This is a genomic window from Vibrio sp. 947 (assembly GCF_033339115.1).
In the GTDB taxonomy this organism is placed as follows: Bacteria; Pseudomonadota; Gammaproteobacteria; order Enterobacterales; family Vibrionaceae; genus Vibrio; species Vibrio alginolyticus.
In genome coordinates this window covers 50,833-63,292 of record NZ_JAWOTX010000021.1, presented here as the reverse complement: position 1 = coordinate 63,292, position 12,460 = coordinate 50,833, and the positions used below count along the sequence as shown (strand labels likewise).

Genomic DNA, 12,460 nt, shown 5'->3' with positions numbered 1-12,460 from the left:
ATTACGTTTAAACAGACCACAGTTGAAGGCGATGTGACAAGTAAAGGTGAGATAAAAACCGAAGGCGGCACCAATACCATCAATGGTAACGTGACAGCCGACAGAAACATTACGTTTAAACAGACCACAGTTGAAGGCGATGTGACAAGTAAAGGTGAGATAAAAACCGAAGGCGGCACCAATACTATCAATGGTAGCGTGACAGCTAGCGGCAATATTACACTTAAAAAAACTCAAGTAGGTGGCGCAGTTACCAGCCAAGGCGGTGAAATCAAAACCGAGCAAAGCGGGAATGAAATTCAAGGTAATATTACTGCTTCAAGTAAAGTTACATTAAAGGCAACCAAGGTTACTGGTGACGTTACCAGTAGGGGCTTAGAAGTTATTTTAGAAGACAGTAACGAAGTACACGGAAATATTCTCGCTCTACATAAAGTCGATATTAAAAACTCATTGGTTTGTGGTCGGGTAGAATCAACAGATAGTCAAGTCTCTTTGAATAACTCTAAACTCGATCAAAACCGAGGCGTTTATGCGCTTAGTGAAGCGATCCAGTCCCATGGGCAAGCTACAGTAAAAAGCTCGACCGTCTGTGGTTCTGTTAACTCGCTATCAAATTCTTACGATTTCAATGACAACGCCATTTATTGTGGTGTAGATGATCCCAATTGTCAGCTTCCTCAGACCGGAGAGTGCCCAATAGAGGCGCTAGCCTCACTTTGTCCAGAATTGGTTCCTGATACTCCAACTTTACCTGACCCTCAAGTCTGTATTAATGAAGACTTCACTGGTGAGAAGCCCTTACAAAACTGGACGGTAATGGGGCGCACAGCTAGTACGACTACGCCAAATGTGGTTGACGAGCGTTTTCAAGTATCTACTAACCAAAATGATCAATCGACAGCTTCCGCATACAAGGAGACAATTCCGTCGAAAGATAATATAGTTCAAATCGAATTTGATCATTATGCTCGTGATTCTAATACCAACCCTGGCGGTGATGGTATTGCTATTGTGCTATCTGACTCAAATATACCACCCTCACCAGGTGCGACAGGTGGCGCTCTTGGTTATGGTGTCAAACCCGATATGGAAGGCTTTGCTGGGGGGTGGATAGCATTTGGTATTGATGAGTATGGTAACTTCTCCGAACAAGGTAGCTTTGAAGATCGACAATATAGGCCGGGTCGGAAAAAACACTCGATTACTATACGTGGAGCGGGTTATCAAAAAACCTTCAATGGCTCTTTGTCCAATGCTTGGTTTGGCGGTTATAAATTTATTAAAAACAACACCAGTGTGGGCTCTCTAGATGAGAAAGGAGGCTGGAATAGTCACGGCAATTATTTGGTAGGTAGAGCACCATCGGATGTTCATCGTTATAGAATGATAGTTGATAGTCGGGAAGATATTCCTGGGCGAGAGAGTGGTGTTTGGGTATCAATTGAGCGGAAAATTAATGGTTCGGAATGGGAATCTATCATAGAGCCATTCGATGTAATGAAGAATTTCGGACAGCCAGAACCACCAGAAAACTTTATGGTCTCAATCACTGCGGGTACTGGTGCTAATACGAATATCCATGAAGTGGCAAATATGAAGTTATGTGCCGACCGATTCAATCGAGAGCCTAAAATAGACCATTTCCGATTTGAATATGACGGTTCGGGAGATGTTTGTGAAGCGCAACGAGTGACTTTAAGTGCTTGTATGAATTCCCAATGTACTGAGACTTACCCTGGTAATTTAACCAATCCTAAAGAGCTAGAAGTTATACTGAAAGATTTATCAAATGCTGAGTGGCAGGACTCTAATGGAGAGAGCATTCCATTAAGAGTTCTGAAATTTAATGATCGGATTAATTTGCAAATTCGTTCACAGGGAGCAGGTAGTGCCAAACTTGGTCTTGAGAAAATGTCCATTGAGGCTCCGAATATTGAGCCTATAAAATGTAAACTAAATGGGGAAAATGATTTTAATTCTGCGTGTACCATAGTTTTTGATAGCTCGATTACTGTCGGTGTTCCCGATAAAGTTGCCTCTCTGCCATTCTTTGATGAAAGCGGCAACCAGTACAGCAAATACAGCAATACCCCGTTTGTCAGTTTGTGTGAGTCTGTATCTTCGATGCCAGAGACAGATATTGTCAAGAATATTGAAATGAGGTTTGCGTACGAGCAGCCAGAATCTGGTGAAACGGTCTCTGTTCGCTTTAAAAATTCAAACGGAAAATTTGGCGAACCAGTACAGCTCAAAACAACAGAATGGACATCCATTGATAATGTATACTTTACATCTAGTGGGAAAGCTAGTTTTGATCTTCGTTATCCTGAAGTAGGAAAAGTTAGTGTTAAAGCAAGAATTAAAGATGATTCTGAATCAGAGAACTTAAGTAGTTTTGTTAGCTTCCCGGCGTACCTTGAAGTAAATGCAACTAGTACTACTGCCCAAGATGGCACTTGTAACAACAGTGATGATGGCTGTTCAGTAGGATTTTTAGCTGCGGGTGAAGAGTTTGATATGACCATTACCGCTTATCAAGATGATGGCTCTGTAGCGAAAAACTACCATGAAGAGACGATTGCAATCAGCAACGAGGTTAAGTACCCATCAGTTGGAGCATCAGCCCAACTTTTGAATGATGAGTTACCTGAATCAAGTCAATGGTCTAATGGCAGTGTGACGTTTGCTCAATCTGTGACTGACGTGGGGGCTTTTGAGTTTAAGGCGCAAGCACCGATTGCAACGGACGCGAATGGTGATGATTTAGGTACGTCTGTGTATCTTGGTAGTAGTGCGTTTAAAATCCAAGATGGTAATTTGACGGTTGGTCGTTTTTATCCCGGACAATTTAGCGTTTACGAAAATATAGACGCTGATATGTCCACTCGTTGGGCATACCCCAATGAGCAAAGTTTTACGTATATGAGACAGCCTTTTGGACTAAAGCAATTCTATATTGAAGCGTTGACGAAAGGGGGCGGAGCGCTGCGTAACTATGCTTATTTCGATGATCACTTCGCGAAGTTTAACTTGTATGAAAGTGACTCCAAATATATAGGTAGATTCAGTGCCCCAAACACATATTCAGGTGAATGGTTAAACAGCAGCAACAAACCATACGTATCAGGACAAAGTGTTGGAAAATTCAGTGCTAATGCACTTTTATGGGAAAAAGTTATTACTCAGCCAGATGGTCCATTAAATTATCTTGAAAAGTCCAATGACACTTCAATTTCTATTGATTTGTCATTGGACTCAATAGATAAGTCGGGTGTAACGATTGGTACAAAAGAACTTAAAGTCCAACCCGATATCCGTTTTGGTCGAATTGACTTGGACGATGTAGGTGGCAACCAAGGTACGACCTTGTATATCCCACTGAGAACCGAGTATTGGAACGGCAGCCGTTTCATCACCAACACCGATGATAGCCAAACCGATGTGGCCGGTGTGACCGCCGCTCAAAATCACATTTGGCCTACGGGAACAAATGCAGCGCCGACCGATGTCTCGTTAGGTGACGGTGGTGTGGTTTCTTCCGGTGTTTCACGTACCGTGACCGCAGAGCAAGCAAGTCCGTACCGCCAACAAACACGTGTGTGGTTAGATTTAGACGCACGCCCTTGGCTCAAGTACAACTGGGACAATAAGAAAGCTGGTGAAGAAAACCCATCCTCCGTCGTCACCTTCGGTATTCACCGTGGTAATGACCGTGTGATTTACCGTGGTGAGCCAGGGTTAACCGGACAGTAACAACTTAGGTTTTTGCCCTTAAGTTAGGAAACTGCAAGAAATTGAGGCTTTCTGCTCATGTTTGTGTACCAATACCTTGCTGTGACAGCGAGGCATTGGTACATTTAGAGCAATTTTTGTCTTCTATATTTTTGCAGGATGAGCGAAGAGTATGTTTAAGAAACTTCGTGGCATGTTTTCTAACGATCTATCTATCGATTTAGGTACAGCCAACACTCTAATTTACGTAAAAGGGCAAGGAATTGTCCTTGATGAACCTTCTGTAGTTGCTATTCGTCAAGATCGTGTAGGTTCTGCAAAAAGCGTTGCTGCAGTCGGTCACGCAGCAAAACAGATGCTTGGTCGTACACCTGGCAACATTTCCGCTATTCGCCCAATGAAAGACGGCGTAATTGCTGACTTCTACGTAACCGAAAAAATGCTTCAGCACTTTATCAAGCAAGTGCACGATAACAGCATCCTAAAGCCAAGCCCACGTGTTCTTGTTTGTGTTCCTTGTGGTTCTACCCAAGTTGAGCGTCGCGCAATTCGTGAATCAGCACTTGGTGCTGGTGCCCGTGAAGTTTACCTAATCGACGAGCCAATGGCGGCGGCAATTGGTGCTGGTTTACGCGTATCTGAGCCGACAGGTTCAATGGTGGTCGATATCGGTGGTGGTACAACTGAAGTTGCCGTTATCTCTCTAAACGGCGTGGTTTACTCATCGTCTGTACGTATCGGTGGTGACCGCTTTGATGAAGCTGTGATCAACTACGTACGTCGTAACTACGGTAGCTTGATTGGTGAAGCAACGGCTGAAAAGATCAAACACGAAATCGGTTCTGCTTACCCTGGTGATGAAGTTCAAGAGATTGAAGTTCGCGGTCGTAACCTTGCAGAAGGTGTGCCACGCAGCTTTAGCTTGAACTCAAACGAGATCCTAGAAGCGCTTCAAGAGCCGCTATCTGGCATCGTATCAGCAGTCATGGTTGCACTAGAACAGTGTCCACCAGAGCTTGCTTCAGACATTTCTGAAAACGGTATGGTACTAACCGGTGGTGGTGCACTACTTAAAGACCTAGACCGTTTACTAATGGAAGAAACTGGTATTCCTGTGGTTATCGCGGAAGATCCACTAACGTGTGTTGCGCGTGGTGGCGGTAAAGCACTAGAAATGATCGACATGCACGGTGGCGATCTGTTCTCTGAAGAATAAAGGTTTAGGTGAAGCTCATGTCGGGCTTCACCTTCATTTCTGCTCTCTCTGTAATTCAAACATGCTCCATACCTAAAAGTATTTAGTCAAGTATTTTTAGGTTGCCAAGTAAGGCTCAATAATCATGGAAGCAATCAGGTCAAAAACAAGATGAAACCGATTTTCGGCAGAGGTCCGTCTCTGCAATTACGTCTGTTTTTTGCTGTCATCGTGTCGGCGAGCTTAATGCTGGCCGATAGTCGTCTAGATACGTTTTCCAACGTTCGATACCTACTAAACAGTATGGTTGCACCGATTCAGTACGCAGCGAATTTGCCTCGTAGTATGTTCGATGGCGTATTTGAACGTTTTAATTCTCATCAGGCATTGGTTGAAGGCAATCGCAGCTTAAAGCGAGAAGTGCTACGCCTGAAAAGCGAGCTTATCTTGCTCGACCAATATAAAGAAGAAAACCAACGCTTACGTAAGTTGTTAGGATCTTCATTTGTCCGTGATGAAAAGAAAGTCGTGACAGAAGTAATGGCGGTTGATACTTCACCTTATCGTCATCAAGTGGTGATCGATAAAGGCCGTATTGATGGTGTTTACGTTGGTCAGCCTGTTATCAACGAGAAAGGCATCGTCGGTCAGGTCACGTTTGTCGCAGCGCACAACGCACGTGTTCTGCTGCTAACGGACGCGAAAAATGCAATTCCTGTCCAGGTGATCCGCAATGATATCCGAGTGATCGCATCGGGCAATGGTGAAATGGATGAAATCCAACTGGAGCACATTCCAACCAGCACAGATATTCAGGTTGGTGATTTATTGGTGACATCCGGTTTAGGTGGTATTTACCCTGAAGGATATCCAGTCGCGACGGTTACCAATGTGGATCACGATACGCGTCAAGAGTTCGCCTCAATCAAGGCTGAGCCGGTTGTGGAGTTTGATCGCTTACGCTACCTACTGCTGATTTGGCCGAATGAAGACCGTCAACACAAAGTACTGCGGTCCAATGTAGATGAAGGGTTAGAGCAAGAACAAGAGGTAACCGATGGCCAATAATGTATTGAGTAGCCGAATGGTGATTGGCGTCAGTTTCTTCGTTGCGCTGGTACTGCAAACCATTCCATGGCCAGGTGTATTAGATGTGTTACGTCCGTCATGGTTGTTCCTTGTCACGTGTTATTGGGTGTTGGCACTACCGCACCGAGTGAACGTCGGAACTGCGCTAGTGTTGGGCTTATTGTGGGATATCTTGATCGGCTCAACGCTTGGAATTCGTGGCATGATGATGTCGATCGTTATCTACCTTGTGGCGCTGAATTTCCTGTTGATTCGCAACATGGCTTTGTGGCAACAGTCGATTTTAATTGCCTTTTTTACTGCGTTATTGGAAGTTTTGATATTCTGTGGGGAATATTTGAACCAGGACGTAGTATTTAATCCATTATCTCTGTGGACGGCGGCAATAAACTGTATACTTTGGCCATGGATGTTTTTATTAATGCGACGAGTTCGTCGTGCATGGCACGTAAGGTAAAGCGGTGAAGAAAAGCTTATCTCTCGTTCTCGCATCGGGTTCTCCGAGAAGAAAAGAGCTGCTTGCTCAACTGGGTTATGATTTTGAGATCGTATTGCCTGATGTTGAGGAAGCCAAACAGGCTCATGAGCAAGCACGAGATTACGTGTTGCGTCTTTCTTTGGAAAAAGCTCAGGCAGGCTTAGCGTTGGCTAAGCCTGATTCCGTTGTATTGGGCTCTGATACGGTCGTAGTATGCGATGACCGTGTGCTAGAAAAACCAAAAAGTTTTGAAGATTCAAAGCGTATGCTTACTGACTTATCGGGTCGTCGTCATCAAGTGATGACTGCGGTGAGCGTTGTATCATCGGAACAACAACATTCAGTGGTCGTTACCACTGACGTGTGGTTCAAACCACTGACTCACGAAGAAATCGAACAATATTGGCAGTCAGGAGAGCCATGCGATAAAGCTGGAAGTTATGGTATTCAGGGACTCGGAGGGCGATTTGTCACCCGAATCGAAGGCAGTTATCACGCTGTAGTAGGCTTACCTTTGTTCGAAACCGATCAGCTAATTCAAGAATTTTTATAATTGTTTTGAGGTGTGCACATGAGTGCAGAATTGCTGCTTAACGTGACCCCGAGTGAAACTCGTGTGGCCATGATTGAAGGTGGAGTACTACAAGAAATACATATCGAGCGCGAATCGCGTCGCGGTATTGTGGGCAATATATACAAAGGCAAAGTAAGCCGAGTGTTACCAGGTATGCAGGCGGCTTTCGTCGACATTGGTTTAGATAAAGCGGCATTTTTACATGCGTCAGATATTGTTCCTCATACCGAATGTGTGGCAGAAAACGAAAAACAGCAGTTTCAAGTCCGTGATATCTCTGAGCTGGTACGCCAGGGACAAGACATTGTTGTGCAAGTGGTCAAAGATCCGCTCGGCACAAAAGGTGCGCGTTTAACGACGGATATCACCTTACCTTCGCGTTATCTTGTTTTTATGCCGGGGGCCAGCCATGTCGGTGTTTCGCAGCGTATTGAAAGTGAAAAAGAGCGCGAGCGTTTGAAAAAGGTGGTGAACCATTACTGCGATGAGCACGGTGGTTTTATCATTCGTACCGCGGCAGAAGGCGCTGATGAAAAAGAGCTATCTCAAGATGCGGCATTTCTAAAGCGTTTGTGGCTAAAAGTCATGGAGCGTCGCTCAAAATACAAAACGCGTTCAACACTTTACGGTGAACTCGGCTTAGCTCAACGCATTCTGCGTGACTTTGTTGGCACAGAGCTCGATAAGATCATGGTCGACTCCCGCCTTGAATACGAGAACCTGAAAGAATTCACTTCTGAGTATGTACCGGAGTTAACAGATAAGCTTGAGCTTTACGAAGGTGACAAGCCAATCTTTGACATGTACGACACCGAAAACGAAATTCAGCGTTCTTTAGAGCGCAAGGTCGAGCTAAAATCGGGCGGCTATTTGATCATCGATCAAACCGAAGCCATGACCACCATCGACATCAACACGGGTGCATTTGTTGGTCGTCGTAATCTCGAAGAGACTATCTTCAATACCAATATAGAGGCAACGCAAGCTATTGCGCGTCAGCTACGTTTACGTAACCTCGGCGGTATCATCATTATTGATTTTATCGATATGGCATCCGAAGAGCATCGTCAGCGAGTACTTACCTCACTGGAAACGGCGCTGGCGAAAGACCGAGTAAAAACCAACATCAACGGCTTTACCCAGCTTGGCTTAGTTGAAATGACGCGCAAGCGCACACGAGAAAGTATTGAACATATCTTGTGTTCTGGCTGTCCTACTTGTGAAGGCCGTGGCAGCGTGAAAACGGTCGAAACCGTATGCTTTGAGATATTACGCGAGATTACTCGTGTGAACCGTGCTTACGACGCCGATAATTTTGTCGTGTACGCATCGCCGTTTGTTGCTGAAGCGCTATTGGGCGATGAGTCTCATGCGTTGGCAGAGCTCGAAGTATTTATTGGCAAGCAAGTGCGAGTTCAGGCTGAACCCCTGTACATTCAGGAACAGTTTGACGTCGTAATGATGTAATTTGGGACATTTGTGAATTCTGGTGTTAACCGTTTTGGGCGTTTTTGTGCGTGGAGTTTAGTTACTGTATTGGTGTTATTAGCCATATTAGTAACCACGCTTCGCGTCACACTGCCGCAACTTAACCATTTCCAAGATGAGATCAAAACCTGGGTCAAACAAGGCACAGGTTTTGACGTTTCTATTGCTAATGTCGCAGGGACGTGGCGCAATAATCATCCCTCAATTGCGTTACTGGGTTTAGAGGCAAATCTACCAAACGTGCAAGATGCACGCTTCGCTGTTGAAGAAGTCCAAATTGAGTTCGACCTTATTCAATCTCTTTTTCAACTTAAACCTGTAGTTGCAGACCTTACCATTCATAACCTCGCTTTAGACATTCACACGGTAGACATTCTGCCGACTTCTCATCGTCAAGATCCGAAGCCTGAAGTGGATAAGAGCGAAGTGAAACTCATTGACCAACTCGACTCACTTCTTTTACGTCAGTTCGAAGACTTCACTATTAGCGATTCACGGATTTGGTATAAGTCGGTGTCTGGTGAAACTCGCCGTTTAGATATTGAGCAGCTTCGTTGGAGCAATCAAGGGAAACGTCACGTAGCCGAAGGCACGGTTAGCATTGCCGATGTTCGCCTGAACTCATTGTTAGTAAGCGCTAACTTTAAAGATCATGGCTCGTTGCGCGATGTATCTGGTGAGTTTTACGTGAGTGCTCAAGATGTCTCGGTCACACCTTGGCTGACCACTTACATGCAAGAAGAGTCAGGAGCAGAGTCGGGTAAAGTCAGCTTAAATACTTGGCTAACGCTCAAACATAGCCAACCGCATGATGCTTATGTTGAATTGCTGCCTTCCGAGTTGGAGTGGAATGAAGATGGACATCATGAGCTGTTTATTGAGTCTGGAATTTTCAATCTTCGACCAGATAAACAAGGCTGGAAAGTAAATGGCCACTCACTTCAGATCAGAACCGATAATACCCCTTGGCCAGAGCTAGACGTCGCGTTTGATTGGCAACCAAACGGCTGGATGCTTAATCTCTCTCAACTCGACATTGAAGCACTCATTCCGCTCATTAAGCTGGCTCCAGAGTCAGAGTCGACCAGTGACCTTATTAACAAACTAGCACCGAAAGGTCGGGTCGAAGATGTCCGATTGTCAATGAACGGTGGTTTAGACACCTTACGCTACTCGGCTGAACTGGATGAACTCGCGATGACACAATGGGAGCTCCTACCCGGGTTTAATCACGTACAGGGCAGCGTATCGGGGGATGTGAATCAAGCTAAAGCAAAAGTCACCGTCATTGATGATGTCTTTCCGTACGGCGATGTATTCCAATCTCCGCTGAATATCAAACAAGGTGAAGTCGATATTATCTGGCAGCAAGATGAGAGCGGCTGGCGCTTGTGGTCGGATAAAGTGACGGCAGCAACGCCTGATCTTCAAGTCTTGGGGGCATTCCGTCTTGATTTTCCAAAAGAACAAAGCCCATTTTTATCGTTCTATGCCGAAGCGGATCTCTACAACGCGGGTGAAACATGGCGCTATCTACCGACTCTGGCACTTGGACAAGACTTGACCGACTATCTTTCGACCGCGATTCAGGGCGGAAAAGTGAATACAGCGAAATTGTTGTGGTATGGCGAGTTAGGTGATTTTCCTTACAAAGAACATAATGGCATGTTCCAAGCTTGGGTTGGATTAAAAGACGCGAAATTTAGCTTTGATACGGCATGGCCAACCATCACGGATTTGCAGCTAGACTTGCTGTTTGAAAATGATGCCATGTATTTGGATTCAAAATCAGCCACACTAAATGGCGTTCATGCTAAGCGTATCACTGGGCGAATCCCTGAGTTGGCAGAAGGTGGACACATCGAGATTGAAGCGAAAGCAAGCGCGCCGGGTAATGAAGTCCGTGACTACATGATGGCGACGCCATTAGTGGATTCAGTCGGTGCCGCATTGACAGCGCTGCAAGTGAGTGGTCCCGTTTACTCTGAGTTTCAACTCAATATACCGTTTGATTTTGAGAAAGAGTCTCGCGCTTGGGGTTATGCAGATTTAACAGAAAATCGTGTTGATATTGAAGCGCCGCCAATGACGCTTGAAAACGCCACAGGGCGTATCACCTTCGACAATGATGTGGTTACCACATCGGGTTTGTCGGCCGAATTATTACAACAGCCTATCTCTCTTGATTTCCATGGAGAGAGTGCGGAGCAAGGCTACAACGTGACAATTAATACACTAGGAGATTGGGATGTCGAGCCGCTCAAACCCTATGTCGGTGAGCGTTGGTTAAACCTTGTTTCTGGCCATGCGCCGTGGCAAATGGATATTGACTTGCAACTCAATGATGTTGGTTTCACTTATCAGCTTGAAGTGCTGGCGCAGCTAAATCGTCTGGCTAGTCAATATCCTTATCCTTTAGCGAAAAAAATTGGTGAGTCTGGGCAAGCGAAACTGCAAGCATCCGGCAACCAAGAGAGTATTTCAGCACGACTACAGATCCCAAATGTGAAGTATCAAACTGAGATAGATATCGCTGGCGATGTCCCGGTTCTGACTGCGACTCATTTAATGGTTGGCAAAGGTGGCTTCCGGATTAGTCCTATTGTCGGGCACGATGCTTCGGTGCGTGTCGAAGAACTGAATTTAGACCAATGGGCGGAGCTTGCGCAGGTCTCTGAGAGCAAGCCTTCATCGTCTGTTTTGGCAAGCATGAAAACGCCGACCATTCCATTGCCGACACGCATTGAAGTTGAAACGCCAAACTTACAGCTCGGTGGGATTGAGTTTCATGATGTGGATTTTTCAGCAAGCAAGAAAAATTTGAGTTGGCAACTCGATGTGGACAGTCAAGAGGTTAAAGGGAAAGCTAACTATCTGAAACCCTATGATCTATCGGTCTCTCTAGAGCACTTGCATCTGTACATCCCAGGGTTTGAAGAGATGACCAAAGAGCGCAGTTCAATCTTTGCGAGTGAAGATCAAAACGCACCTTTGATTACCAATTTTGACCGCAAGTTTCACGCAGAGATGCCAAACTTAACTTTGAACATCGATGATTTTTGGCTGCAAGGTTACAAAGTGGGCAAAGTTAATGTTGATTTGCAGCGTCGCGAGAACCGCTTGGAGTGGAAAAATATCACCTTTAGTAGCGGCAAAAACCGCATTGATATGAGTGGTTGGTGGGGCCTGACGAAAGAGAGTAGTCATTCCAACTTAACCATGAAAATGAAAGGTGATAACAACACCGATCTTATGGAGCGCTTTGGTATTACATCAGGCATTCAACAAGCACCATTTGAGATCAATGCCAATATGGAATGGGACGGCGCACCTTGGTCAATGAAGACACAAACCTTGCAAGGAAACGTCTCAACGGAATTTGGTAAAGGCGTGATCAGTGAAGTTAGTGGTGCGGCACGCTTGTTAGGCTTGTTTAGCTTGGATTCTATCATCCGTAAGATGCAGCTCGACTTTACCGACGTATTCGATAAAGGCATGGCATTCAACTCGATCACGGGAACGGGCAAAATCCAAGACGGTGTGTTTATCACCAATGATATCGTAATGGATGCGTTAGCAGGGGAAATGCAAATCCGCGGCATCGCTAATATGAACAGCAGAATGGTTGATGCGGAAGTGAAATTCACACCAGACATCACATCAGGCCTACCAATGCTGACCGCGTTTGCCGTTGCGCCTCAAACTGCTTTGTATGTCTTGGCCATCTCTACGGTGATATCTCCGGTGGTTGAGGTCTTCACTCAAGTCAATTATGAAGTGAAAGGCCCACTAGATTCACCAACGGTGAAAGAAATTTCGCGAAGTAAAGGTGAATACAAGCTGCCAGAAAAACTGCGTGAACAGGCCAAATAACTCACCGAATATAATGGAATAGGGAGGA

At 45.2% G+C, this 12,460-nt stretch carries 7 protein-coding genes; all 7 read left to right on the top strand.

From position 1 onward, the window contains the following. Positions 1–3,756 (top strand): DUF6701 domain-containing protein (locus R7Q39_RS21820; protein WP_318076811.1); only part of this gene is annotated, 3,756 nt, incomplete at its 5' end. Positions 3,757–3,907: 151 nt separating this feature from the next. Further along, entirely contained in the window at positions 3,908–4,951 is a 1,044-nt protein-coding gene (locus R7Q39_RS21815; protein ID WP_005381144.1) for a rod shape-determining protein, read from the top strand. Between the two features lie 150 nt (positions 4,952–5,101). Further along, positions 5,102–5,998: a rod shape-determining protein MreC gene (gene mreC, locus R7Q39_RS21810; protein ID WP_005381142.1), complete on the top strand. Its 897-nt coding sequence runs from the start codon at positions 5,102–5,104 to the stop codon at positions 5,996–5,998. Beyond that, the gene (gene mreD / locus R7Q39_RS21805) at positions 5,988–6,476 is read left to right on the top strand and encodes a rod shape-determining protein MreD (RefSeq protein WP_005381141.1); all 489 of its coding nucleotides are present in this window, start codon (positions 5,988–5,990) and stop codon (positions 6,474–6,476) included. Before mreC ends, mreD begins: the two co-directional genes overlap by 11 nt. 4 nt (positions 6,477–6,480) lie before the next feature. Further along, entirely contained in the window at positions 6,481–7,050 is a 570-nt protein-coding gene (locus R7Q39_RS21800) for a Maf family protein (RefSeq protein ID WP_017821310.1), read from the top strand. A gap of 18 nt (positions 7,051–7,068) precedes the next feature. Further along, complete coding sequence (gene rng / locus R7Q39_RS21795; protein ID WP_005381138.1) at positions 7,069–8,538, top strand: ribonuclease G; 1,470 nt, start codon at positions 7,069–7,071, stop codon at positions 8,536–8,538. A gap of 12 nt (positions 8,539–8,550) precedes the next feature. Then, positions 8,551–12,432, top strand: coding sequence for a YhdP family protein (locus R7Q39_RS21790; protein ID WP_318076810.1), 3,882 nt, complete (start codon positions 8,551–8,553; stop codon positions 12,430–12,432). Positions 12,433–12,460: the final 28 nt, after the last annotated feature.

Coding starts and splice junctions, on each gene's coding strand:
- R7Q39_RS21815 (WP_005381144.1), top strand. CDS start 3,908: ATGTTTAAGAAACTTCGTGGCATGTTTTCTAACGATCTATCTATCGAT.
- mreC (WP_005381142.1), top strand. CDS start 5,102: ATGAAACCGATTTTCGGCAGAGGTCCGTCTCTGCAATTACGTCTGTTT.
- mreD (WP_005381141.1), top strand. CDS start 5,988: ATGGCCAATAATGTATTGAGTAGCCGAATGGTGATTGGCGTCAGTTTC.
- rng (WP_005381138.1), top strand. CDS start 7,069: ATGAGTGCAGAATTGCTGCTTAACGTGACCCCGAGTGAAACTCGTGTG.